Origin of the sequence: Salinivibrio sp. VYel1 (genome assembly GCF_009377945.1) — a bacterium.
GTDB lineage: Bacteria > Pseudomonadota > Gammaproteobacteria > Enterobacterales > Vibrionaceae > Salinivibrio > Salinivibrio siamensis.
In genome coordinates this window covers 214005-238376 of the sequence record NZ_RSAM01000003.1, presented here as the reverse complement: position 1 = coordinate 238376, position 24372 = coordinate 214005, and the positions used below count along the sequence as shown (strand labels likewise).

At 53.3% G+C, this 24372-nt stretch carries 22 protein-coding genes and 1 other RNA gene; 17 read left to right on the top strand and 6 right to left on the bottom strand.

Annotated elements, in window-relative coordinates; translation table 11 throughout:
* Positions 1-12 precede the first annotated feature (12 nt).
* A complete protein-coding gene (locus EHW58_RS04980; RefSeq protein ID WP_077606070.1) occupies positions 13-543 on the bottom strand; it encodes a DNA polymerase III subunit chi in 531 nt (176 codons plus the stop codon).
* A gap of 151 nt (positions 544-694) precedes the next feature.
* Complete coding sequence (pepA, locus tag EHW58_RS04975) at positions 695-2206, bottom strand: leucyl aminopeptidase (RefSeq protein WP_152795076.1); 1512 nt, start codon at positions 2204-2206, stop codon at positions 695-697.
* A gap of 191 nt (positions 2207-2397) precedes the next feature.
* Here pepA and lptF point away from each other — a divergent pair, with 191 nt between their 5' ends.
* Positions 2398-3498 (top strand): LPS export ABC transporter permease LptF, encoded by a 1101-nt coding sequence (gene lptF, locus EHW58_RS04970; protein WP_046073952.1) that lies wholly within the window; start codon positions 2398-2400, stop codon positions 3496-3498.
* Positions 3498-4571, top strand: a complete 1074-nt coding sequence (gene lptG, locus EHW58_RS04965) for an LPS export ABC transporter permease LptG (protein WP_152795074.1) — start codon at positions 3498-3500, stop codon at positions 4569-4571. Before lptF ends, lptG begins: the two co-directional genes overlap by 1 nt.
* Before the next feature lie 87 nt (positions 4572-4658).
* Here lptG and EHW58_RS04960 read toward each other — a convergent pair whose 3' ends face one another.
* The 4 genes from EHW58_RS04960 to EHW58_RS04945 are packed head-to-tail and all read right to left on the bottom strand — an operon-like array spanning position 4659 to position 7999.
* Complete coding sequence (locus tag EHW58_RS04960; RefSeq protein ID WP_102505675.1) at positions 4659-5189, bottom strand: BON domain-containing protein; 531 nt, start codon at positions 5187-5189, stop codon at positions 4659-4661.
* A 3-nt stretch (positions 5190-5192) separates the two neighbouring features.
* Positions 5193-5783 carry a phosphoheptose isomerase gene (locus EHW58_RS04955; RefSeq protein ID WP_046073955.1) on the bottom strand — a complete coding sequence of 197 codons (591 nt, stop codon included), beginning with the start codon at positions 5781-5783 and terminating at the stop codon, positions 5193-5195.
* 3 nt (positions 5784-5786) lie between these two features.
* Positions 5787-6152: a YraN family protein gene (locus tag EHW58_RS04950; protein ID WP_046073956.1), complete on the bottom strand. Its 366-nt coding sequence runs from the start codon at positions 6150-6152 to the stop codon at positions 5787-5789.
* On the bottom strand, positions 6149-7999 hold the full coding sequence (locus tag EHW58_RS04945; RefSeq protein ID WP_227486505.1) for a penicillin-binding protein activator: 1851 nt from the start codon (positions 7997-7999) through the stop codon (positions 6149-6151). Before EHW58_RS04945 ends, EHW58_RS04950 begins: the two co-directional genes overlap by 4 nt.
* Before the next feature lie 61 nt (positions 8000-8060).
* On the opposite strand from EHW58_RS04945, the gene rsmI reads away from it, so the two are divergent.
* The 15 genes from rsmI (at position 8061) to ftsA (ending at position 24372) form a co-directional block, all read left to right on the top strand.
* Positions 8061-8918, top strand: coding sequence for a 16S rRNA (cytidine(1402)-2'-O)-methyltransferase (gene rsmI / locus EHW58_RS04940; protein WP_046073958.1), 858 nt, complete (start codon positions 8061-8063; stop codon positions 8916-8918).
* Positions 8919-8972: 54 nt separating this feature from the next.
* Positions 8973-9353, top strand: an RNA gene (gene rnpB, locus EHW58_RS04935) — RNase P RNA component class A.
* 251 nt (positions 9354-9604) lie between these two features.
* Entirely contained in the window at positions 9605-10063 is a 459-nt protein-coding gene (gene mraZ, locus EHW58_RS04930) for a division/cell wall cluster transcriptional repressor MraZ (RefSeq protein WP_046073959.1), read from the top strand.
* Positions 10064-10079: 16 nt separating this feature from the next.
* Positions 10080-11030, top strand: a complete 951-nt coding sequence (rsmH, locus tag EHW58_RS04925; protein ID WP_046073960.1) for a 16S rRNA (cytosine(1402)-N(4))-methyltransferase RsmH — start codon at positions 10080-10082, stop codon at positions 11028-11030.
* 3 nt (positions 11031-11033) lie between these two features.
* On the top strand, positions 11034-11363 hold the full coding sequence (gene ftsL / locus EHW58_RS04920) for a cell division protein FtsL (protein WP_046073961.1): 330 nt from the start codon (positions 11034-11036) through the stop codon (positions 11361-11363).
* Positions 11360-13126, top strand: a complete 1767-nt coding sequence (locus tag EHW58_RS04915) for a penicillin-binding transpeptidase domain-containing protein (protein ID WP_172970006.1) — start codon at positions 11360-11362, stop codon at positions 13124-13126. The genes ftsL and EHW58_RS04915 overlap by 4 nt, the downstream gene beginning before the upstream one ends.
* Positions 13119-14585 (top strand): UDP-N-acetylmuramoyl-L-alanyl-D-glutamate--2,6-diaminopimelate ligase, encoded by a 1467-nt coding sequence (murE, locus tag EHW58_RS04910; RefSeq protein WP_152795070.1) that lies wholly within the window; start codon positions 13119-13121, stop codon positions 14583-14585. The genes EHW58_RS04915 and murE overlap by 8 nt, the downstream gene beginning before the upstream one ends.
* Positions 14582-15949, top strand: a complete 1368-nt coding sequence (murF, locus tag EHW58_RS04905) for a UDP-N-acetylmuramoyl-tripeptide--D-alanyl-D-alanine ligase (protein ID WP_152795068.1) — start codon at positions 14582-14584, stop codon at positions 15947-15949. Before murE ends, murF begins: the two co-directional genes overlap by 4 nt.
* The gene (gene mraY / locus EHW58_RS04900; protein WP_046073965.1) at positions 15949-17031 is read left to right on the top strand and encodes a phospho-N-acetylmuramoyl-pentapeptide-transferase; all 1083 of its coding nucleotides are present in this window, start codon (positions 15949-15951) and stop codon (positions 17029-17031) included. Before murF ends, mraY begins: the two co-directional genes overlap by 1 nt.
* A 2-nt stretch (positions 17032-17033) precedes the next feature.
* Positions 17034-18386 (top strand): UDP-N-acetylmuramoyl-L-alanine--D-glutamate ligase, encoded by a 1353-nt coding sequence (gene murD, locus EHW58_RS04895; RefSeq protein WP_152795066.1) that lies wholly within the window; start codon positions 17034-17036, stop codon positions 18384-18386.
* Positions 18383-19588 carry a cell division protein FtsW gene (gene ftsW, locus EHW58_RS04890; RefSeq protein ID WP_046073967.1) on the top strand — a complete coding sequence of 402 codons (1206 nt, stop codon included), beginning with the start codon at positions 18383-18385 and terminating at the stop codon, positions 19586-19588. The genes murD and ftsW overlap by 4 nt, the downstream gene beginning before the upstream one ends.
* Complete coding sequence (murG, locus tag EHW58_RS04885; protein WP_152795064.1) at positions 19581-20642, top strand: undecaprenyldiphospho-muramoylpentapeptide beta-N-acetylglucosaminyltransferase; 1062 nt, start codon at positions 19581-19583, stop codon at positions 20640-20642. Before ftsW ends, murG begins: the two co-directional genes overlap by 8 nt.
* 10 nt (positions 20643-20652) lie before the next feature.
* Positions 20653-22110, top strand: coding sequence for a UDP-N-acetylmuramate--L-alanine ligase (murC, locus tag EHW58_RS04880; protein WP_046073969.1), 1458 nt, complete (start codon positions 20653-20655; stop codon positions 22108-22110).
* Between the two features lie 217 nt (positions 22111-22327).
* Positions 22328-23104: a cell division protein FtsQ/DivIB gene (locus EHW58_RS04875; RefSeq protein ID WP_077638557.1), complete on the top strand. Its 777-nt coding sequence runs from the start codon at positions 22328-22330 to the stop codon at positions 23102-23104.
* An 11-nt stretch (positions 23105-23115) separates the two neighbouring features.
* A complete protein-coding gene (ftsA, locus tag EHW58_RS04870) occupies positions 23116-24372 on the top strand; it encodes a cell division protein FtsA (protein WP_046073971.1) in 1257 nt (418 codons plus the stop codon).

The following is a 24372-nucleotide window of genomic DNA, read 5'->3' as shown; positions in this document are numbered from 1 at the left end:
CTTGAAAGATCGTCAAGGTTTGGGCGATTGGTCGATGGCCAGGGTATGAAGTTGCAGGCCTGCCAGTCGGTATGCTTTATATCGGTGACGCGCGTGCTGTTTGAGCGTCTCATCGCAAGGGACGAAGTCTACCACTTGTGCAAACGAAGGCGCAAAATTTGATGGCTCTGTCGCCAAATTGATAAGCACGCTGCGATGACCCGTATGACGTACGCCAGGCCAGCCGATTTCCACCGGTGCGCCGCCTCGCGGCCCTTCACCGACCAAGTTATGGGGCAAAAATACATCCGGGTCACGTTGCCACAGTAGATCATCGAGTTGATGCGCTTGGGCTTGGTCGTGCGCGGCCAGGTAAATGCGTTGCCCTTGTTGATAGTAGTAAAAAGCCAGTTCGATAGCGGTTGCTACTATGATTTGTGTGTCACGTTGTTGCGTGTCACTGTCTTTGCTTTCACGCGCTTGCTGTTCGGGTGTTAGCCCCGGGCGTTCGGTATCGTCGGCTGAATCAGTCGGCGATAGCAAATAAAAGGTGGCGGTGGGCATATACGCTCCTAAATATGAGAAACGGCCTCCGTCCCAAAAGCAGGGTGTCCGGGTAGCGCGAGCCCAACAACATAGCCGATTGTGCGCACTGACACCAGTATTGAATAAAGCGTGAACAAAAAAAGGAGGCCGGTTGGCCTCCTTGTGTTCGTTACTCTTCCACTTCTAGGCCAGAGCGGTTAAGTAGGAATTGCACCAACAATGGCACGGGGCGGCCGGTTGAGCCTTTTTCTTTACCGCCGCTTTTCCATGCGGTACCCGCGATATCCAGGTGCGCCCAGTTGTATTTCTTGGCAAAGCGTGACAAGAAGCACCCGGCGGTGATGGTGCCGCCACCTTTACCGCCAATATTGGCCATATCGGCAAACGGGCTGTCGAGCTGCTCTTGGAACTCGTCAGCCATTGGCAGACGCCACGCTCGGTCACCGGCTTGCTCTGAGGCGTTAATAATATCGTGCGCCAATGGGTTTTGGTTGGCAATCAAGGCGCTGATGTGGTGGCTCAAGGCCATGATGCACGCGCCCGTTAAGGTCGCCACATCGATCACACACTCTGGCTCATAACGCTCGACATAGGTGAGGGCGTCACACAGTACCAAGCGGCCTTCGGCGTCGGTGTTGAGCACTTCTACTGTCTGGCCTGACATGGTGGTGAGAATATCACCCGGACGATAGGCTTGGCCGTCTGGCATGTTTTCGCAGCCTGCCAGCACCCCAACAACGTTAATCGGTAGGTTGAGCTCGGCCAGCGCGCGCATTACCCCAAACACGGAGGCAGCGCCACCCATGTCGTACTTCATTTCGTCCATGTTGGCGCCAGGCTTGATGGAAATGCCGCCCGAGTCAAAGGTTAGGCCTTTACCCACCAATACAATCGGTTTGGCGTCTGGGTCAGGGTTATTTTTGTACTCCATGATCGACATCATCGACTCATTTTTTGAGCCTCGGCCAACCGCCAAGTACGAATGCATGCCCAGTTTTTCCATTTCTTGCTCGCCGATGATACGGGTTGTGACCGTTTCATAATCGTCGGCAAGGCGACGCGCTTGCGAGGCAAGGTATGCCGGGTTGGCCACGTTCGGTGGCATGTTGCCCAAGTCTTTACAGGCGTTAACGCCAGAGGCAACCGCCAATCCGTGCGCGATGGCGCGCTCACCCAGGTTCAGCTCACGACGCGTTGGAACGTTGAACACCATTTTGCGCAGTGGGCGGCGAATTTCTGGCTTAACGCTTTTGAATTGGTTAAAGGTGTACAGGCTGTCTCTGGTGCTTTCAACCGCTTGGCGCACCTTCCAATAAGTGTCACGGCCTTTGACATGCAGCTCGGTTAAGAAGCAGACCGCTTCCATTGAACCGGTTTCATTGAGGGTGCTGATGGTTTTCTTGATGATTTCTTTATACTGACGTTCACCGAGCTCACGCTCTTTGCCGCAGCCGACCAACAATACGCGCTCTGATAGGACATTCGGGACATGGTGCAGCAGGAGCACCTGGCCGGGTTTACCTTCCAGATCACCGCGGCGCAGCAGTGCGCTGATGTAGCCGTCGCTGATTTTATCAAGCTGCTCGGCCACAGGGGAGAGGCGACGAGGCTCAAACACACCGACGACAATACAGGCACTGCGTTGCTTTTCGGGGCTACCGCTCTTTACACTGAACTCCATTTGTACTCCTAGATCCTAAAGACAATTGAGACCAAATGTTGGATAATGCCGCCTCTATGTTGTTGAACGCTCTAAATGCGCCCGGATTAGCCGGCGGTCAACAAATGGCCGAAAGATTAGAAAACAACTAATTAAACCAGAAACTATAGTTATTCGAGTAAAAAAACAAGTTTTCCATAGGTGCCTTCGCTTTGATAATTGTTCGATATTTGATCCGGGAGACGGTTAAGACGCAAGTTGCAGTCTTATTTGTGTTATTTCTGGTCTTTTTCAGCCAAAAGTTCATCCGTGTGCTGGCCAATGCCACAGAAGGATCGATCCCCAGTGATCAAATTATTACCTTAGTGGGTTTGTACATGCCGTCCATGGCAATGTTGATGTTGCCGCTTAGTTTGTATATCGGGATCTTGATCACTTTTGGCCGTTTGTATGCTGAGAGTGAGATCACCGTGATGAATGCCACCGGGATCGGCAATGAGTTTCTGATCCGCGCGGCGCTTTACTTGGCCATCATTACCGGCTCGGTGGCCGCTTTTAACGCACTCTGGCTAACACCGTGGGCCAATAACCAAGAGTTGGAAGTCATGGAGCAGCTGGAAGCTAAATCAGGGCTTGAGTTGCTGGTGCAAGGACAGTTTCAAAGCGCCCCCTCGGGCGAGGCGGTGATTTTTGTTGATAATATTGAAGATGATGGCCAAACCCTGAATCAGGTATTTGTTGCCCAGCCCGTGCCGCGTGACTCCTTGTTGCCCAACGTGGTGGTGGCGGATAAAGGCTATGTTTCTGAGCTCGACGATGGCCGCCAAGTACTGGACTTGGTCGACGGCACCCGCACTGAGGGGCTGCCGACCCAGCTTAACTATGGCGTGACCACCTACGAGAACTATCAGGTCTTAATTGGTCAACGCGAGGTGCGCGAGAAAAGCCGCGATTGGGACGCGGTGCCTACCTTGCAGCTGTTTGGTGAGTCGAGCTTGAAAGCACGCGCTGAGCTACAGTGGCGTATTTCCTTGGTACTGTGTATTCCATTGATGACCATGATTGTGGTGCCATTGTCGGCGGTGAATCCGCGTCAGGGACGATTTGCCAAGCTCTTCCCCGCTATTTTGATTTATTTGGCGTACTTTTTGTCGATCAGTGCGGCTAAATCAGCGGTCGAAGACGGCGATCTCCCGGCACAAATTGGGCTTTGGAGTGTTAATGTCGCCGCCTTGTTATTGGCCGTCGTGCTTGCCGGTTGGGACTCGCTACCGGTGCGAAAACTCAAAGCTAGCGTAAAAGGATCTGCCTGATGTTTCGCATTCTTGATTGGTATATTGGTCGCACCCTGATTGGCACCTCCTCCTTGTGTTTGGCGACTCTGGTGGGATTATCAGCCATCATTAAATTTGTTGAGCAGCTGCGCTCGGTGGGTGATGGCACCTACACCATGGGTAAAGCCATTTTATACGTGGTATTGAGTGTCCCCCGTGACATTGAAATGTTTTTCCCAATGGCGGTATTGCTGGGTGCCTTGATTGGTTTAGGGATGCTGGCATCCAGCTCCGAGCTGGTGGTGATGCAGGCAGCGGGGATCTCTAAACTGCAGATTGGCATGTCGGTGCTCAAAACCGCGATTCCCTTGATGCTGATCGTGATGGTGCTGGGCCAATGGGGCGCGCCCGATGCGCAAAAAGCCGCGCGTGAGTTACGTGCTATCGCTAAATCAGGCGGCAATGTGATGTCGGTACGGCGCGGCGTATGGGCGAAAGACGGCAATGACTTTATTTATATCGCTCGTGCCGATGAGCAAGATAATCTCACGGGTGTGAGCATCTGGAAGTTTGACGATCAGCAAAACATGACCAATGTGGTGTTTGCTGAAAGTGCCGATTATCTCAACCAAGATAGCTGGATGCTCAAAGACGTCACCATTACTCGGATGCAAAAGCGCGAAGCGATTTCTAAGGTGCAGCAAGATCAACTGGTGTGGAAAACCACTCTCACGCCAGACAAACTGGCGGTCGTGACGGTAAAACCCGAGGAGTTATCCTTATCAGGCTTGTACAGTTATGTGACTTACTTACGAGCTTCTCAGCAAGATGCCTCGCGCTATGAGCTCGCCTTATGGCGAAAAGCCGTCCAACCCTTGTCGATTGCGGTCATGATGTTGCTGGCGCTCAGCTTTGTGTTTGGCCCACTGCGGAGCGTTACCATGGGGGCACGCGTGCTCTCTGGGGTGATTTTTGGCTTTGGCTTTTATATTGCCAATGAGGTCTTTGGGCCAATGAGCTTGGTATACAAATTACCGCCAGCGATTGGTGCCATTACCCCAAGTGTGATTTTCTTAGTGATCACCTTACTGCTGCTCCGGCGTAAGTTGTAGTGCTGTATCTTTTAGACGAAATAAACAAGGCCAAGTGACATCCTTGGCCTTTTACTGTCTGTGACTAAACGGAAGTGTTACCTCTCACTAGTCCTTATATTGGAAAGCTTTGATCACGCGCTCAACGCCACGCACATTGCGGGCGATATCCACCGCTTTGTCCGCTTGCGCTTGGGTCACTGCCCCCATTAAAAACACTTCTCTGGCTTCAGTGATCACCTTGATGTTGACCGAACGCAACTGATCATCAGCCACGAATGCTGCTTTGACGCGGGTTGTGAGCCAGCCATCGGTGCTGATATCGGCAAGGCCAATCATCGGTGCGTCGCGCACTTCGTTATAGACTACGTCGACATTATCTAACGCGCGAATCCGCTCAACCAGTTGCTCGGTCAGAGCCGGATCGGTGCTTTGCCCCACTAACAGCGCTTGCCCTTGAAAAGCGGCCGCTTTTGCTCGAATTTTGTTCCTAAACGGTGGCTTGTTGACAATCCCAGCGGTGTTTAGGCCAATTTGCGTGTCCTGCCACTCCTCGCCAGTGGTGCGTGGATCGGAAGAATACACGGTGGAACACGCTTGCAAGGCAAGCGCAAATATCAAGGTGACTATCAGGCGCATGATTTATTCTCCGTGAGAGGGGAAGAGCACCTGATCGATAAGATCGCACAAGCAATGCACAGTGAGTAAGTGCCCTTCCTGGATCCGTGCCGTACGTTGTGATGGGATACGGATTTCTACATCGCGCTGTCCGAGCAAACCGGCCATCTCTCCCCCGTCTTTGCCGGTCATTGCAATAATCGTCATATCACGGGTAACGGCCGCTTCCATGGCTTTTATGATGTCTTTACTGTTACCACTGGTAGAAATCGCCAGCAAGATATCGCCAGCTTGTCCCAACGCACGAACTTGCTTAGAAAACACTTCATCATGACTGTAATCGTTGGCCACCGCCGTTAAGGTGGTGGTGTCTGTGGTCAGTGCTAACGCTGGCAAACTCGGACGCTCGGTTTCAAAGCGATTAAGCAGGCAAGAGGCAAAATGTTGCGCGTTGGCCGCGGATCCGCCATTGCCACAGCAAAGAATTTTGTTGCCGTTAAGCAGGCTTTGTACCATCACCTGTGCCGATTGTGACAGATACTCAGGGATCGCTTCGGCAGCAGCAATCTGGGTTTGAATACTTTCGGTAAAGCTCTCTTTGATGCTCTCTAGCATGACTTACCCTTGAACAATGTTTTTAATCCAGTTAACCGCCTCAACACTGCCATCAAAGGTGACGGCGTCAAAGCGAAATTCTGTTTGTGTACTTTTCACCCCGTGGCACTGCATCCAGCGCTCTGCCGCGAGAATTAAACGCTTTTGCTTAGCAGCGGTAATACTGGCCGCTGCGCCACCAAAACCACGTCCGCGGCGAAAACGAACCTCAACAAACACCAAGCAGGTGCCGTCTTGCATCACCAGATCGATTTCCCCGCGGCGACTGTGCGCGTTTTTATCTAAAACACGGAGCCCATGACGAGCGAGGTATTGGCAAGCTTGTGCTTCGTAAGCTTGCCCTGTTGCCCTAGTCGGCGAACCTGTCACTGCCCGTCCTGTCTCGTTTGGTGGTTAACCGGCTCGATGTCTGTTTTACCAAAGCGCGCCCAGTCTAGTTGTCGATGAATAACACAGTGCTCAGCGAGTGAGAGCTGACCGGTCTGGCCGCTAAACTGATAACCGGGCTGTGCCTGCATCTGTGGCAACCCTTTTAGTAGGCCGTATGCGTCCATCCCAAGCGCGTGTAAACGTGTGGTGTTATTGCTCGGCGATGGGTGGCGCTGTTGGTAACGCTGGTACGCTGCGCTTTGCGGGCTAATAAGCAGCGGAATATCACTAAACTCTATGCCTTGCAGTTCGGCTAATTGTCCCATGCCGTCTGCGCGGTTGTTGCTGCGCGAGCTCGCGTACAGCTTGGGTGGCTGGACATCTGGGTTGATAGCAACTTCGATAAATGGCTTGAGCAAGGTGAGCTCAGCGGCGCCGGCGACCATATAAACCGCATCAATGTCACGCCGACTGCGCGCTTGCGATTGCAAAGGCAAGTCGGTGAGCTGTTTCATTTGAGCGATTCGGCGCTGGCTCGCGTCCAAGCCGAAAATATCACGGATGCGTGCTTGCATCTTATCACGATCACCCAGCGGTGCGCGCTCTACGTCTGTATCCGTCAATGATTGCCAGCGCGCGGAGAAAGCATCACGCATCCGCTGACCAAAGGCAGAGTCAGGATAGAGCACCAGTGGGAATTGATACCCTTGCTGGTACAAGCGATCAGCTGCTTGCGCCGCTTCTTGTTCGGGCGACAAGGTAAAATAGCATACCCCTTGCTGATAGTTGTCATCCGTGGGTTCATTCAGTGCCAACAAAGGCACTTGCCCGGCAATGGCGTTGCTGACGGCGGCGACTTTATGTTTTTGCAGCGGCCCAACCACAAAATCAACGCCGTCATGGGTAATGCGTTGGGTGAGCGTTTTAACGTCTAGGGCGTTGGTGTCGTAAAAACGGACTTCAGGGCGTTGCTCGCTATCAGCATCTAGCATGGCTTCGACAAAACCATCGCGAATCGCATCCCCTTGCTCAGAGAATTTGTCGGTCAATGGCAGCATCACACCAACGCGTGTTGGTTGGGTGATGGTCAATGCTTGGATATCGGCCAAGTTATCAGGGAGATATTGGTTTGCTGGATGCGCAGGATGCGACGCTAAATACGCATCCAGTTGGTTTTGCATCTCAGCCACATCGCCGGTGTAACGGCGAGCGATATCAAGTAAATCAACCCAGCCTATGAGAATGTCATCGTCGCTGCTTTGCAACTGTTTGATTTCACTTTGACTCAGTAGCTGTAAATCTTGCCACAAGGTATTCCATGCCTGCTGCGCGTCATCGGCGTTGGCATAATTCGCTAATTGGTACTGGTTTTTTACCGCGTCGAGCGTCTGATCTTGCTGGCGGGCAATCTTAGCCTTTTGCTGGTAAAAGCGGACATACTGATTGTCGTTAAGTTGCCAGTCAGGTGAAAGCGCCAGCACCTGATTGGCGTCGGCAAGTTGGCCGGTTTGTGCGTAAAAGCGCGCCCGAGCCAGTGTCCACTCAATACGCTGCTCGGTATTGAGTTGGCGTTCTGACAAGCGCTGCAATAGCACGTCCGCTTGGTTAAACTGCTGCTCGTTAATCAGCGCTTTGATCGCCAGTAGATACCAGTCGTTTTGCTTCTCGCCTTGGCTGGTTTCCGCTTGCAACAGGTAAAATGTCGAGTTCTCTGTTGCTGGCTGACTGATGACATCACGCGCGGTTGGCGTGGTGGACGGCGCACTACATGCAGCCAGCGCTAACGCTAGGGCTACAGGGGTGATAAGTCGTGTTACACTTTGACGCTTCTGGGTAAGTTTAACCATGAACATGTTTCAACCGTGACAACGTTGCCCCTATCTTAATCGCCGAAGGGTTGTTAAACAAATGACTGATGCAAATCTATCCGACCATGCTCACCCCACGCTGTACATTGTGCCGACACCGATAGGCAACTTGGCGGATATTACCCAGCGTGCTCTCGATGTATTAGCCAGCGTGGATCTGGTTGCCGCCGAAGATACACGGCATACCGCACGATTGCTTTCGCATTTTTCTATTAATGCCAAAACGTTTGCCTTACATGAGCATAATGAACAGCAAAAAGCGGCAGCGTTATTAGCGCGTTTACAACAAGGTCAGTCGGTCGCATTAGTCTCGGACGCGGGGACACCACTGATTAGCGACCCAGGCTACCACCTTGTCACGCAATGCCGTGAAGCTGGCGTGAGAGTGGTGCCTTTACCTGGCGCTTGCGCGGTGGTCACCGCATTAAGTGCCTCTGGTTTGCCTTCAGACCGCTTTAGTTTTGAAGGGTTCCTGCCCCCGAAGACAAAAGCACGTCAAGATACGTTCCGCGCGTTGGCCGATGACCCTCGCACCTTGATTTTCTATGAATCGCCGCACCGGATTCGCGATAGTTTGGCGGATATGCGTGAAGTGCTGGGTGAGGCGCGCCGCGTGGTATTGGCGCGTGAGTTGACCAAAACCTTTGAGACCATTCATGGGGCGCCATTGGGCGAACTGATTGAGTGGTTAAACGAAGATGCCAATCGGCTTCGCGGTGAAATGGTGTTACTGGTCGCGGGCCACCGCGCCGATAAAAACGCCTTGCCGTCAGCAGCCTGTCACGCGCTGAGTTTGTTAGCAGCTGAGTTACCACTCAAAAAAGCAGCGGCATTGGTGGCGGAATTGTATTCGGTTAAAAAGAACGCACTCTACAAATGGGGCCTAGAGAATTTGTAGCTGAGCGTGATTTACCCTGGCTTGCGTGGGTATTCTTCTATATACTCCCCCGCTCGAGTTGGCCGGGTAACCGCTGCTTTATTGATGTCCCACGGGAGACTGATGAAGGGGAGGAAAGTCCGGGCTCCGCAGGGCAGGGTGCCAGGTAACGCCTGGGAGGCGCGAGCCTACGACCAGTGCAGCAGAGAGTAGACCGCCGATGGCTTTTCGGAGCACAGGTAAGGGTGAAAGGGTGCGGTAAGAGCGCACCGCGCGACTGGCAACAGTTCGTGGCACGGTAAACTCCACCCGGAGCAAGACCAAATAGGTCCCTATTGGCGCGGCCCGCGTTTGGGGACGGGTAGGTTGCTGGAGCCTGTGAGCAATTGCAGGCCTAGACGAATGGTTACCGCCGTTTTTACGGTACAGAACCCGGCTTACAGGCCAACTCACCTCATTATCGGGCGAGCCTTTTGGGCTCGCCCTCTCTTTTTCAGCGTTTGAGTCAGACGATTTGGTTATAACCTCATGTAGCAGATTGGCTAACTCAAGGATTAACCCGCTGAAATATCTCTTTAATCTCCCTAAGTGTGATCCTTGTCACTGTCATGGCTTGCTTGACTTTCTTTTTACCTGCTACGTACACTTCTGGGTGGGAAAATGTGGTGTAAAGTGGATAATCTTGGTGAAAAAGGGAAAATAGCGCCATGCTACGCGGCGTCAGTGCCATATCGGTCGACAAGAAAGGGCGGCTTGCCCTACCCACTCGCTATCGCGATGGCTTAATTAACCATTGTGACGGCCAGTTTGTGTGCACGATCGATCACCAGCTCCCTTGTTTGGCCTTGTATCCCGTCCCGGAGTGGGAAGTGATAGAAGATAAGCTTGCACAGCTATCGAGCTTTCAGCCAGCAGAACGGCGTTTACAGCGGTTGCTACTCGGTCATGCGTTTGATTGTGAGATGGATAGCCAAGGGCGACTCTTGCTGTCTGCGGCGTTGCGTCAATATGCGGGGCTTGAGGGCAAAGCGATGCTGGTGGGCCAACTCAACAAGTTTGAGATTTGGGATGAGCAAACATGGCAGGCACAAATTCGCCAGGATATGGACACACAGGCGGAATCAACCCCGATGATCAGTGAGCGGTTAGCAGACCTCTCTCTGTAAATAATGAAGTGAACTTATGTCAGAACAATATACCCATGTTTCCGTCCTATTGAACGAATCGGTAGACGGCCTTGCGATAAAGCCAGACGGTATTTATGTCGATGGTACCTTTGGTCGCGGCGGTCATTCCCGTCATATTTTGTCTCAACTGGGTGAGAACGGGCGCTTATACGCCATTGATCGCGACCCTCGTGCGATTGAAGAAGCCAACACCATCGACGATCCCCGCTTTCATATTATCCATGGGCCGTTTTCTGACATTGAAACTTACTTGAGTGAACGTGGCTTGAGTGAAAAAGTCGATGGGATCTTGCTCGATCTTGGCGTGTCGTCTCCGCAGTTGGATGATCCTAGCCGCGGATTCAGCTTTATGCATGACGGCCCTTTGGATATGCGCATGGATCCGAGTTCTGGTCAGTCAGCGGCGCAGTGGTTAGAAACTGCCAGCCCAGATGACATTGCTTGGGTGTTAAAAGTGTTTGGCGAAGAGCGCTTTGCTCGCCGGATTGCCAATGCGATTGTCCGCCATCGCGAGGACGAGGAGGCGCCGGCGCTGTCTACGACCAACCAACTGGCCAAGTTGATTGATAATGCGGTGCCGTTTCGAGAAAAGAAAAAACACCCGGCAACGCGCAGTTTCCAAGCGATCCGCATTTATATCAACAGCGAGCTCGATGAGATTGAGCAAGCGCTGCAAGGCGCGTTGGCAAGCCTCGCCCCCGGTGGCCGTTTGTCTGTGATCAGCTTTCACTCGTTAGAAGATCGGATGGTGAAGCGCTTTATTCGCAAACAAAGCAAAGGTCCAGACGTGCCTAAAGGGGTGCCTTTAACCGAAGCACAAATTGCCGAGATGGGCTCAGCCGCGATGAAACCGATTGGTAAGGCGGTTAAGCCCTCTGCGAAAGAGGTGGAACACAATGCGCGTGCGCGTAGCTCGGTGTTACGCGTGGCGGAGAAATTAGGGTAAATCATGGAGCCGCGTCCCAGCCTCGCCAAACAAATTCGTCAGGACGTGCTGGCCATCGGTAAGTTGCCGTTGGGTTTGTTGGTCGCGGTGCTGATATCAGCGATCGCTGTGGTGTCAATGACGCAATCGACGCGCAGTTTGATTGCCAAACAAGATGCACTGCTTGAGCAGCGCGAAACGCTTGAAGTGGAGTGGCGAAATCAGTTGCTGGAAGAAAATGCGTTGTCTGAGCACAGCCATGTTGAGTCGGTCGCGCGTGAGGATTTTGGCATGATTCGACCAACCAGTGATAACGAAGTGATCGTAAAACGGTCTTTGAGTAATAGCCGGTGAAAAAACGTTCTAGTAAGCCAGCCAATCGCCGTACGCCAAAAGCACCACCTGTGCTCATCCAGTGGCGCTTTGGCCTTATTTGCGTGTTTATTGCATTTGCCTTAGTGGCGCTGGTGGCGCGTGCGGCGTATATCCAAGTGATTGAGCCAGACAGGCTGCGTCATGAAGGGGATTTACGCTCAGTGCGCGTGGAGCAGGTGCATTCCGCGCGTGGGATGATTGAAGACCGACAAGGTGAGCCGTTGGCGGTCAGTGTCCCCGTGCAAGCAGTGTGGGCCGATCCGGTGACTGTGTTTAAACACCAAGGGCTGAACAACGTTGAGCGCTGGTATGCGCTGGCCGACGTGCTGGGTCTAGACCGCCAGGCGTTGATTGACAAGATTCAAGCGAACCGCAAACGGCGTTTTATTTATTTACAGCGTCAAGTGCGTCCAGCAATGGCCTCGTATGTGAACAAGCTCGACTTGCCCGGTGTGGGACTGAAAGCCGAGTCTCGCCGTTTTTATCCTAGTGCGGAGGTGAGTGCCCACTTAGTGGGAATGACGGGGATTGACGGCCATGGCCTGGAAGGCATTGAACGCCGGTTTGACGACTGGTTGGCCGGTGAGCATGGCAAACGTACCGTGCGTAAAGACAGATTTGGTCGTGTGGTTGAACATATTGCCACTGAAGACAAAAAAGAAGGCCAATCACTCACGCTCAGTATCGACCAGCGTTTGCAAGCCATTGCCTACCGGGCGATTAAGCAAGCGGTGGCCGACTATCGCGCCACGTCTGGCTCGTTGGTGATGGTGGATGTGAAAACTGGCGAAGTGATGGCGATGGTTAACGCCCCCTCTTATAACCCTAATAATCGCAGCTCGCTGAAAAGTTTTAATATGCGCAACCGCGCGATCACCGATGTGTTTGAGCCTGGATCAACCATGAAGCCCTTTGTGGTGCTTACCGCGTTGGAAAACGGTGTCGCGGATATGGACACCGTAATTGATACCGGCAATGGCATCATGCAAATCGGCGGAAGCCGCGTGCGGGATGTGTCCAAAGTGGGTAAAGCCAATCTCGCGCGGATCCTCAAAAAGTCGAGCAACATTGGTGTGAGTAAGCTGTCCTTAGCGATGCCAGTGGAGACCCTGTTGGGCGAGTACGGTAGCTTTGGCTTGGGAGCCAGTACCGGTGTCGAGCTTGTGGGTGAGTCGGTGGGCCATTTTCCTTCTCGCCGTCGTTGGTCCGATTTTGAACGAGCCACCTTGGCCTTTGGTTATGGCCTGTCGGTGACCCCGGCGCAGCTTGCACGCGCTTACGCTACCCTCGGCGCCTTGGGGATCAATCGACCGCTGAGTATTTTAAAGCGTGAAGGGGTGACCGAAGGCAAGCAGGTTGCGTCGCGTGAGAACGTTTATAAAGTGCTGCAAATGTTAGAAGGCGTGACGCAAGAGGGCGGAAGTGCGCGCCGTGCTGCGGTGGACGGTTACCGAGTCGGGGCGAAAACCGGTACGGCCAAAGTGGCGGTAGCGGGCGGTTATGGCGATGAGTATATCGGCTATACCGCGGGCCTTGCGCCGATCAGCAACCCAAGGCTAGCGATGGTGGTAGTGATCAACGAGCCACAAGGTGACAAGTATTACGGTGGCCAAGTGGCGGCGCCGGTGTTTTCGGATGTGATGAAAAGTGCGCTCCAGATCTTAAACATTGCGCCGGACGCGGGCACAGGCCCCGGGCTGCAAGTGGCAAAATATGCAAGTGAAGTGAACCGGAATGAATGATTTAAACCAATGGCTGAGCCCGTGGCTGGCGGATGTGCCCAGCCTCTCGGTCCAGCAAATGACATTAGACAGTCGCCAAGTCGGTGCCGGTGATGTATTTGTGGCGGTTCAAGGTCACCAGGTTGACGGTCGCCAGTTTATTCAAGCAGCGATTGAGGCAGGCGCGGCGGCCGTGGTGCAACAAGGTGAAAACGACCAGATAGCCTGGCGTGATCAGGTGCCAGTGATCAGCTTGCGCGCGTTACCTCATGCCCTTTCGGCGATGGCGGCGCGCTTTTATCAGGATCCTCAGCAACACCTCGGGTTGATTGGTGTCACCGGAACCAACGGTAAAACCACGGTGTCGCAACTGATTGCCCAATGGCTAGACGCTTTAGATCAACGCACAGCCGTGATGGGCACCACGGGGAACGGCTTTATTGGCGCGCTTAAAGCCGCTGACAACACCACTGGGGACGCGATTAGCATTCAAGCCCAATTAGCCGATTTCGTTCAGCAAGGTGCCCGGCATGTGGCGATGGAAGTGTCATCGCACGGCTTGGTGCAAGGTCGCGTGGCCAGCCTTGCCTTTGATGCCGCGGTGTTTACAAATTTAAGTCATGATCACCTTGATTATCACGGCACCCTCGACGCCTACGCCGAGGCGAAAAAGCAACTGTTTGAGTTAGGCTCGCCACTTAAAGTCATCAATGCGGATGATACGGTGGGTCGCACTTGGCTCAAGCAATGGCCAGACGCTATCGCTGTCGCCATGACCACCTCCTCATTAGATGGACATGCAGGCCCGTTTGTGCGCGCAACCTCGGTCGCCTATGCCAGCGACGGTGTGCGGGTACAGGTCGACTCATCGTGGGGGCAAGGCGAGATCCAAGCAGCATTAGTGGGAGATTTTAATGTCAGCAATTTGCTGGTGAGCTTGGCCACCTTATTGGGGCTGGGCTATCCGTTAGCGCCGTTATTGGCCGTGAGCCCGCAGCTGCAAGCTGTCACAGGGCGGATGGAGGTTTTTCTCGCCGCTGACAAACCGACAGTCGTGGTTGACTATGCTCACACGCCCGATGCGCTGGAGAAAGCACTGCTTGCGTTGCGACGTCATTGTAAAGGCGCGCTGTGGTGCATATTTGGCTGTGGCGGAGACCGTGATACACGCAAGCGGCCGTTAATGGCCCGCCTCGCCGAACAGCATGCCGATCATACGGTGTTAACCAATGATAACCCTCGCAGCGAAGCGCCTGAAGCCATTACTCAAGACATGCTTGCGGGCATGGAGGCGCCAGAGCGCGCATGGGTAAAACATGATCGCGCCGACGCGGTGAGCCAGGTTATTCGCCAAGCGAAAGCCGAGGACATTGTTTTGGTCGCAGGCAAGGGCCATGAAGATTATCAAGTGTTGGCGCACGGCAAGGTGCACTATTCCGACCGAGAGACGGTGGCGGCGCAACTCAAGGAGTTATCATGATTCGGACCTTACTCGATACCCTCGCGCACGCGGTGAACGCGACGATTTTACAACGTGAGTTGATACCGGCGAGCCCGCAAGTTGATGCCATTACCACAGATACCCGCGAGCTTGGCGAAGGGGCGATGTTTGTTGCCCTGAAAGGGGAGCGCTTTGATGGCCATGACTTTGCGGCTCAAGCCAAAGAGGCCGGTGCGGCGGCGATAGTGGTCGATCGTCCGCTGGATGTGGCGATCCCTCAATTGCTGGTGGAGGACACGCGTATTGCCCTTGGCCAACTCGGGGCGTGGGTGAAAAGCCAGTGTCAGGTGTCCACCATTGCCATTACCGGCAGCTGCGGTAAAACCACCGTGAAGCAGATGTTGGCGGCGATCCTCGCGCAAAAAGGACCCACGTTAGCCACTGCGGGTAATTTCAATAATGATATCGGTGTGCCGCTGACCCTGTTTCGACTGACGCCAGAGCACCAGTATGCGGTGATTGAGCTGGGCGCGAATCATATTGGCGAAATCGCTTATACCACCGCGTTGGTTAAACCCGATATTGCCATGGTGACCAACTTGGCCGCGGCTCATCTTGAGGGATTTGGCTCATTGGAAGGGGTGGCGATTGCCAAAGGAGAGATCTACCAAGGCTTACCAGAAGGTGGCATTGCTCTGGTCAATCAGCACAGCCACGGCGACGAAAAGTGGCAAGCGGTCTTGGCTGACAAGCAGGTGATCCCCGTCACTGACACTGAGGCGGCACCACTGAGGTTGCTAGATAGCACGCTCACTGATTCGGGCTGTTATCACATGACCTTGAGTGACGGCCAGATACAAAGAACCGTGACCTTGCCTCTACCCGGATTGCACAATATTACCAATGCGCTGATGGCAGGCTGTGCGGCCATGCAATTACCAGGCGTGGCGTTGGACGATGTGGTGAGTGGCTTAGCGGCGATGGAAAATGCTGCGGGACGTACCCAGGTCACTGAGCCTCGACCAGGCTTGAGGTTGATTGATGACACCTACAACGCCAGTGTGCCGGCAATGAAATCCGCGATTGATGTGCTGGCCAGCTACCCAGGCGAAAAGTGGCTCATTGTGGGCGATATGGCTGAGCTTGGGCAATACAGTGAACAAATGCATCGTGAAGTGGGAGAGCATGCCGCGCAAGCGCAGTTACACCAAGTTTTCACGACTGGAAACGATAGCCGTGTGATCAGCGAATGCTGTGGCGGTAACCATTTTGATAGTAAAGAGGCGCTCATTGCGCATGTCGTAGCCATGATAAATACACAGACACCTAACACCATTCTTATTAAAGGCGCTCGCGGGATGGCGATGGAAGCCGTTGTTGCCGCCATCAAGGAGGCTTGCTAATGCTTTTATGGTTAGCGGAAGCGCTACAAAACCTTTTACCCTCGATGCGGTTGTTTGAATACCTGACGTTCCGAGCGATTGTGAGTGCATTAACCGCACTGTTGTTCTCGCTATGGGCCGGGCCGCGTTTGATTAAACGCCTGCAATCGATGCAAATTGGCCAAGTGGTCCGTGAAGAAGGCCCTGAATCTCATTTTAGCAAGCGCGGTACACCGACCATGGGCGGGGTACTGATCGTCGCGGCCATCAGTCTGACGGTCTTTTTATGGGCGGACTTGGCCAACCCATATGTATGGGCGGTGATGGTTGTCCTGCTTGGCTATGGCGCGGTGGGATTTGTTGATGATTACCGCAAAGTGGTACGCAAGAATACGGATGGGCTGGTCGCGCGCTGGAAGTATTTCTGGCAATCCGCCATTGCGTTAGGCGTGGCGTTTGCCCTCTATGCGCACGGCAAGGACACCGCAGCCACTCAGTTGGTGGTACCGTTTTTCAAAGATGTGATGCCGCAACTTGGCCTGTTCTATGTGGTCTTTACCTACTTTGTGATTGTGGGGACCAGCAATGCGGTGAACCTGACGGATGGCCTCGATGGGTTAGCGATCTTGCCCACCGTGATGGTCGCCGGTGGGTTTGCCTTTATTGCTTGGGCGACAGGGAATGTGAACTTTGCCAGCTACCTGCATATTCCGTATATCCAATACAGCAGTGAGCTGGTGGTTGTTTGCGCCGCGATTGTTGGGGCTGGCCTTGGCTTTTTGTGGTTCAACACTTACCCAGCTCAAGTGTTTATGGGGGATGTGGGCTCGCTGGCATTAGGCGGTGCGCTAGGCACGATTGCGGTACTGGTGCGTCAAGAGCTGTTGCTGATCATCATGGGCGGGGTGTTCGTGATGGAGACGGTGTCGGTGATCTTGCAGGTTGGCTCCTATAAATTGCGCGGCCAACGTATTTTCCGTATGGCACCGATTCATCACCACTATGAGCTAAAAGGCTGGCCGGAGCCGCGGGTAATCGTGCGCTTTTGGATCATTTCGTTGATGCTAGTGCTCATTGCACTGGCCACGCTTAAGGTACGCTAATCATGCCAGCCGCGAACCAGCGTTCATTGACCGAGTTTCATCATATCGTGGTGATGGGCTTGGGTGTGACCGGATTGTCAGTGGTGCGCTTTATTGCCCGCCATCATCCCAAGGCATGCATTCGCGTGATGGACTCTCGCACGCAGCCTCCGGGGCAAGACCAACTGCCGGATAACGTCGAGTTGCACACAGGCAGCTGGCAACCCACGTGGTTAGCGGACGCCGACTTGGTGGTCACTAACCCTGGAATATCGCTGCAGACACCCGCCTTGCTGCCAGTCCATGCAGCGGGCACCCCTGTTGTGGGGGATATTGAGTTGTTTGCTTGGTATTGCGACCAGCCTGTGGTGGCGATCACCGGCTCCAACGGCAAAAGTACCGTCACGGCGCTAGTGGGCGAAATGGCTCGAGCGGCAGGTATGAATGTTGGCGTCGGCGGCAATATTGGTGTGGCGGCGTTAGACTTGCTCGACCGTGGTCACGAGCTGTATGTGTTGGAGCTGTCGAGCTTTCAACTCGAAACCACCGACTCTTTGTTTCTAGATGGCGCGGCCTTTTTGAATTTCTCAGAAGATCACATGGATAGATACGACAGCTTGGCCGATTATCGTGCCGCCAAGTGCCGTATTTTCACCCATGCGACTACCCTGATTGCCAATGCCGATGATCCGCAAACGCACGATGATCTGCAAACGAACAGCGCCTCCTCCATGCGTCTGTTTGGTTTCCACCAAGGCGATTATTGCCTTATCAGCCACCAAGGTGAAGCTTGGTTAGCGGCACACGGCCAGCCACTGCTTCCCGTCTCTTCGCTGGGGCTGGTGGGCCGTCATAACGTGGCGAATGGGCTGGCGGCCATGGCGCTGGCTGACAGTGTCGGCATCAGCCAACAAGGACAAAAAGCAGCACTCAGTACGTACGCTGGCCTCCCGCACCGTTGTCAAAAAGTCGCCGAGCATCAGGGCGTGCTATGGGTCAATGATTCAAAAGCCACCAATGTGGCCAGTACCCTGGCGGCGCTTGATGGTTTGGATCTCGACGGGCGGTTACACCTTTTGGTGGGTGGCGATGGTAAAGGCGCCGACTTTCGCGCTTTACAACCGGCGTTGGCGAAACTCTCGGTATCGCTTTATTGCTTTGGCAAGGATAAAGCCCAGTTAGCACAGCTCGATAAGCAGGCGCACTGTGTCGATACTCTGCAACAAGCGATGACGGCCGCTGCTAATCAAGTGACAGCCGGTGATATGGTGTTGTTATCGCCCGCCTGCTCGAGTCTGGATCAATTTGCTAATTTTGCTGCCCGTGGTGACGCTTTTATCGCGGGCGTAGAATCGATGATTGCGAGGCAGACATGACCGTGCGCAGACTTCCTCAATACTGCTGGCAGTGGCTTCGGACGCCGTCTCCTGGCGTGTTATACGATCGCCAGTTAGTGTGGACGTCGTTGCTGTTGATGGTCATCGGGTTAGTCATGGTGACGTCGGCATCTTTGCCTGTGGGGCTTAGGCTGGCGGATGCGCCTTTTTTGTTTGCCAAGCGTCATGCTTTTTATCTGACCGTCGCCATCGTCGCCGCAGTGGTAGTGATGTACATTCCCGTGCATTGGTGGCAGCGCTATAGCGGCTACATGTTATTGCTCTCGTCGCTATTGTTACTGGCGGTGCTTGCTGTGGGTCGGTCTGTCAATGGTGCCGCGCGCTGGATCTCTGTGGCTGGGATCAATATTCAGCCTGCGGAGATCGCCAAGTTATCCTTGTTTGTCTTTTTAGCCGGTTATCTGGTGCGTCGTCATGGTGAGGTGCGTGAGCATTTCCGCGGCTTTGCCAAACCGCTGGCTGTCTTGTTGCTGTTTGCGAGCTTGCTGTTGGCACAACCTGATTTAGGCTCGGTGGTGGTGATGTTTGTCACCACTGTGGGCATGTTGTTTATTGCAGGGGCCAAGCTGTGGCAGTTTATTGCGCTGCTGATCACCGGGTTGACCTTGGTAGGCGGCTTGATTGTCGCTGAGCCTTACCGAGTGCGCCGTGTCACTGCCTTTTTAGACCCATGGCAAGACCCGTTTGGCAGTGGTTATCAGCTAACCCAGTCTTTGATGGCATTTGGTCGCGGAGATTGGTTTGGACAAGGGCTCGGTAACTCCATCCAAAAACTGGAATATCTGCCAGAAGCCCATACTGATTTCGTGTTTGCGGTGATTGCCGAAGAGCTTGGTTTGGTGGGCGTCAGCGTCATTTTGTGTTTGATTTTTTACTTGGTGTTTAAAGCCTTGTTTATTGGTAAGCGTTGCCTCGAGCAAAACCAACTATTTGGTGGCTTTCTTGCCTTCGGGATTGGGATCTGGTTTGCGTTCCAAACCATGGTCAATGTGGGGGCTGCTGCTGGTATGCTCCCCACTAAAGGCTTGACCTTGCCGTTGATCAGTTACGGGGGCTCCAGCTTGGTGATCATGGCGGTGGCCGTGGCGCTGTTATTGCGCATTGATCATGAGTATCGCTTAGCCACATCGCAAGCACATCAAAGAAACCCTTATCAAGATAAAGACCCTAACAATGCGTAAAAAACGATTATTAGTGATGGCAGGTGGCACCGGTGGGCATGTTTTTCCGGGGCTCGCCGTCGCCAAGTATTTAGAGAAACAAGGCTGGGACGTTTGTTGGTTGGGCACCGCGGATCGCATGGAGGCCGATTTGGTGCCTAAATATGGCATCGAGATCGCATTTATTCGCGTTAAAGGCTTGATTGGTTCAGGGCTGATGCGCAAGCTACGAGCCCCTTGGATGATTGTCAGTGCGATTTGGCAAGCGCGACAAGTCATTAAACGGGTTAAACCGGATGCTGTGTTAGGCATGGGCGGTTATGTGAGTGGCCCAGGTGGCATTGCGGCGTGGTTAAGCGGTGTGCCCGTTATCTTACATGAACAAAATGCGGTCGCGGGGTTAACCAACCGCTGGTTGGCGAAGGTCGCCAAACAGGTGTTACAAGCGTTTCCTGGCGCATTCGATGGCAAGACAGTGGTGGGTAATCCGGTGCGCCGAGATGTGTGTGATATTCCGGCGCCTGAACACCGTTTGAATGAACGAGCAGGGCCGTTGCGGATTTTGGTGATGGGAGGCAGCCAAGGGGCGCGTATTCTTAACCAAACAGTCCCCGAGGCGGTCGCGCTCACCGAGCAAGCGGTGACGGTTCGCCACCAAGCAGGCAAGCATAACGCCGACCTGACACGGGATGCTTATCAGCAAACCGGTGTTAGCGATGTGGTTGTCAGCGAATTTATTGACGATGTTGCCGAGGCCTATGCGTGGGCCGATGTAGTGATTTGCCGCAGCGGGGCATTGACGGTTTCTGAGCTGGCGGCGGCTGGCGTTGGGGCGATTTTCGTCCCCTTTATGCATGCCGATAGGCAACAAGCACTTAACGGTGATTATTTAGTCGCCCGCGGTGCGGCTTTAATGATTGAACAGCCATCACTGACAGCAAGCACATTGGCTGAGACAATCAACCAGCTTGACCGTCCGCGCTTGTTAGCGATGGCGACGGCAGCGCGAGAGGCGGCCATTATTGATGCAGATGCCCGTGTCGCGGACGTCATCGTCACGCACGCCAACAAATAGAGAATAGAGAATGGGTAAATTGGATAATCAGCAGCTGGAAAAAATTCGCACCATGATCCCGGAAATGCGCCGGGTTAAGCGGATCCACTTTGTGGGGATCGGCGGTGCAGGCATGTGTGGTATTGCTGAAGTGCTGATTAATGAAGGTTACCAAATAACCGGCTCGGATCTTGCACAGAATATCGTCACAGAGCGATTGGCATCCATGGGGGCGCAGATTTTTATCGGTCATCAAGCCAGCCATATTGAACAAGCCAGTGTCGTGGTGGTATCGACGGCCATCAAGCCGGACAACCCGGAGGTGGAAGCGGCAAAGGCGGCGCGTATACCTGTGGTGCGCCGGGCGGAAATGCTTGCCGAGTTAATGCGCTACCGGCACGGAATTGCCGTTGCCGGTACACACGGCAAAACCACCACCACCGCGATGGTCACACAAATTTTCTCTGAGGCAGGGTTAGATCCCACTTTCGTCAATGGAGGGCTGGTAAAAAGTGCAGGCACCAATGCGCGGTTAGGTAGCAGTCGCTATTTGATTGCCGAAGCAGATGAAAGTGATGCTTCCTTTTTACACTTGCAGCCAATGGTCGCCATTGTCACCAACATAGAAGCGGACCACATGGACACTTATGGTGGTAGCTTCGCGAAGTTGCAGCAGACGTTTATCGACTTTCTCCATAATCTGCCCTTTTACGGATTGGCGGTGGTGTGCATTGATGATCCGGTCGTTCGTGAGCTGATCCCGTCGATTGGACGGCAAGTGATCACTTACGGGTTCTCGCAAGATGCCGATGTATGTTTACATGATTACCAACAGCATGGGCAGTGTGGCGTGTTTAAAGTCACACGCCCTCACCGCGAGACACTGACGATTCGTTTAAATACGCCAGGCCAGCACAATGCGCTCAACGCGGCAGCGGCGATTGCTGTCGCCACAGAAGATGGTGTCGACGATGAGGCTATTTTACGTGCTTTAGCCAATTTTGCGGGTACAGGGCGGCGTTTTGACCAACTCGGTGAGTTTGCCGTGGAGGATGGCACCGCCTTGCTGGTGGATGATTATGGTCATCACCCCAGTGAAGTGGACGTGACCATCAAAGCGGCACGCGCTGGCTGGCAAGACCATCGTTTAGTGATGATTTTTCAGCCACACCGTTACAGCCGTACGCGCGATCTTTATGATGACTTTGCCAATGTGTTGGAAAAAGTGGATGTTTTGCTGATGCTGGATGTGTACTCAGCGGGTGAAACGCCGATTGCGGGGGCTGACGGTAGAAGCTTGTGTCGTAGCATTCGCGCGCGCGGGAAGCTGGATCCTATTTTTGTGCCTAATGCTGAGGCATTACCCCCGGCGTTAGCCAACGTGCTGCAACCTAATGACTTGGTTTTAACACAAGGCGCGGGTGATATTGGTAAAGTAGCAAAAAATTTAGCGGCAAAGCAGCTAGACAAGGCTAAAATGGCGCAATAAAAAGTAGCTGGCGAGATAAAAATAGCGGTCAACATCGGTTGTTGCGAGAATAAACATCGGTTTTTATCGTCTTTGTGGGAAAATGACGCGCAATCGATCCCAGCTTATTGATGAAAGTGCATCTCTAGGTTGGAGAGCGTCACGCGGGATCGCTATAATCAGTCGGTTTTTTCGCTGTGAGTGTCAAGTCGCATCGACACAAGGCGATAAGATAGGTATGAGCATGGTCAATGCCCTGACACGCGTACAAGCAGTGATAAAACTGGATCGGCAAACAGGCGCTTCACTCGCGTTCCTGGTTGGGGTGATCACCCTGATGTTGCTAGGGATCGTCCGTGTGATTGATTGGATGAGTGATGAGCAGCAGCTCCCCTTGTCACAACTGGTGATGGAAGGTGACCAAACACATGTCAGTGTTGATCAAGTTCGCCAAGCCGTGTTGTCAGGCGGCGAGCTAAAAAGCTTTATGCTGCAGGATGTAAATCGCATCCAAGCGAACATTGAGGCGCTCCCATGGGTGAAACAGGTCGCGGTAAGAAAGCAGTGGCCCGACACCTTAAAGGTACATATTACTGAATACCGGGCGAGCGCGATTTGGAATGGGCAAAAGTTGCTGACGCCAGACGGGACGGTATTCAATGGCGCCCCGCAAGATGTCGCCGATAAAAAGCTGGTGTCGCTACACGGCAATACCGGCACGTCGGAAGAAGTATTGCATACGAGTCGAGAACTCGAACGTAAATTACAGCGAATTGGCTTATCGATTCAGGCGTTATCACTCAATAAACGGCGCTCATGGCGTATCGTGACACGAGATGGCGTACGGATTGAGTTAGGGCGAAAGGCGCGACAAGAAAGGCTAGCGCGATTGGTCCGTTTATATCCGCGGATAAAGGCACAAGACAAAGCCATTGCGTATGTCGATTTACGTTATGACACCGGGGCTGCGGTAGGCTGGAAAACAGAGGCAGACGACGCGAATCGCCAAAATTAAGAGATGGTTGAATGAATAAAACGACAGACAAGTCACTGATAGTTGGGCTCGATATAGGGACGTCCAAAGTGTCTACCCTGGTCAGTGAAGTGCTGCCAGATGGCACGATCAACGTGCTGGGTGTGGGCAGTAGTCCCTCTCGCGGCATGGATAAAGGTGGCGTTAACGACTTAGAGTCTGTGGTTAAATCTGTTCAGCGTGCGGTGAATGAAGCCGAGATGATGGCAGATTGCCAAATCAGCTCTGTCTATCTTTCTTTGTCAGGGAAGCATATTCACTGCCAAACTGAGAGAGGGATGGGGACAATATCGGATGAAGATGTTACCCAAGACGACATAGACAATGTGATTCATACCGCGAAGTCGGTCAAAATCAGTGATGAGCAGCGCGTGCTGCATGTGATCCCACAAGAATACAAAATTGATTATCAAGAAGGGATCAAAAATCCGCTCGGGTTATCCGGGGTGAGGATGGAAGCGAGTGTGCACCTCATCACATGTCACAATGACACCGCAAAAAATATTGAGAAAGCAGTCGAACGTTGTGGTCTTAGCGTTGATCAACTGATTTTCTCCGGGCTTTCAGCAAGTCATGCCGTGATCACACCGGATGAGCGAGAGCTAGGTGTCTGTGTCGTCGATATCGGCGGCGGCACCATGGATCTTGCCGTGTGGACAGGAGGTGCCCTCCGCCATGCCGAAGTGATCCCCTATGCGGGCAATGTGATTACCAGTGATATTGCCTATGCCTTTGGCACACCACTGGCCGATGCAGAAGACATTAAAGTGAAATATGGCTGTGCATTGAGTGAGTTGGTGAACAAGGATGCCAAAGTGAATGTCCCAAGTGTGGGAGGACGCCCATCAAGGACATTGCAGCGACAAACCTTGTCAGAGGTGATTGAGCCGCGTTGCTCAGAGCTTTTGGGTCTGGTGAACCAAAAGCTGGTCGCTATCCAAGAAAAGCTGCGTAGCGATGGTGTTAAACATCAAATGGCAGCGGGAATTGTGCTCACTGGGGGCGCATCACAAATGCATGGCTTGGTGGAATGTGCAGAACGCGTATTCCAAAACCAAGTAAGAGTGGGGCAACCTGTGAATGTCACCGGATTGACCGACTATGTGCAAGCGCCTTGTTATGCAACCGCGGTTGGGCTTTTACACTACGGCAAAGAGAGCTTGCTGACAGAAACGAGTGAACCAGAACAAAAGCGGGCTGTGGCTAGCTGGATAAACAAGCTGAGTAGCTGGTTTAAGAAAGAATTTTAA

Excerpts from the sequence above, each read along its gene's own strand:
- mraY (WP_046073965.1), top strand. The coding sequence starts at position 15,949 with ATGCTTTTATGGTTAGCGGAAGCGCTACAAAACCTTTTACCCTCGATG.
- murG (WP_152795064.1), top strand. The coding sequence starts at position 19,581 with ATGCGTAAAAAACGATTATTAGTGATGGCAGGTGGCACCGGTGGGCAT.
- EHW58_RS04875 (WP_077638557.1), top strand. The coding sequence starts at position 22,328 with ATGAGCATGGTCAATGCCCTGACACGCGTACAAGCAGTGATAAAACTG.
- ftsA (WP_046073971.1), top strand. The coding sequence starts at position 23,116 with ATGAATAAAACGACAGACAAGTCACTGATAGTTGGGCTCGATATAGGG.
- EHW58_RS04955 (WP_046073955.1), bottom strand. The coding sequence starts at position 5,783 with ATGCTAGAGAGCATCAAAGAGAGCTTTACCGAAAGTATTCAAACCCAG.
- rsmH (WP_046073960.1), top strand. The coding sequence starts at position 10,080 with ATGTCAGAACAATATACCCATGTTTCCGTCCTATTGAACGAATCGGTA.
- pepA (WP_152795076.1), bottom strand. The coding sequence starts at position 2,206 with ATGGAGTTCAGTGTAAAGAGCGGTAGCCCCGAAAAGCAACGCAGTGCC.
- EHW58_RS04945 (WP_227486505.1), bottom strand. The coding sequence starts at position 7,999 with ATGGTTAAACTTACCCAGAAGCGTCAAAGTGTAACACGACTTATCACC.
- murD (WP_152795066.1), top strand. The coding sequence starts at position 17,034 with ATGCCAGCCGCGAACCAGCGTTCATTGACCGAGTTTCATCATATCGTG.
- EHW58_RS04960 (WP_102505675.1), bottom strand. The coding sequence starts at position 5,189 with ATGCGCCTGATAGTCACCTTGATATTTGCGCTTGCCTTGCAAGCGTGT.
- murF (WP_152795068.1), top strand. The coding sequence starts at position 14,582 with ATGATTCGGACCTTACTCGATACCCTCGCGCACGCGGTGAACGCGACG.
- rsmI (WP_046073958.1), top strand. The coding sequence starts at position 8,061 with ATGACTGATGCAAATCTATCCGACCATGCTCACCCCACGCTGTACATT.
- murC (WP_046073969.1), top strand. The coding sequence starts at position 20,653 with ATGGGTAAATTGGATAATCAGCAGCTGGAAAAAATTCGCACCATGATC.
- ftsL (WP_046073961.1), top strand. The coding sequence starts at position 11,034 with ATGGAGCCGCGTCCCAGCCTCGCCAAACAAATTCGTCAGGACGTGCTG.
- murE (WP_152795070.1), top strand. The coding sequence starts at position 13,119 with ATGAATGATTTAAACCAATGGCTGAGCCCGTGGCTGGCGGATGTGCCC.
- ftsW (WP_046073967.1), top strand. The coding sequence starts at position 18,383 with ATGACCGTGCGCAGACTTCCTCAATACTGCTGGCAGTGGCTTCGGACG.
- mraZ (WP_046073959.1), top strand. The coding sequence starts at position 9,605 with ATGCTACGCGGCGTCAGTGCCATATCGGTCGACAAGAAAGGGCGGCTT.
- lptG (WP_152795074.1), top strand. The coding sequence starts at position 3,498 with ATGTTTCGCATTCTTGATTGGTATATTGGTCGCACCCTGATTGGCACC.
- EHW58_RS04980 (WP_077606070.1), bottom strand. The coding sequence starts at position 543 with ATGCCCACCGCCACCTTTTATTTGCTATCGCCGACTGATTCAGCCGAC.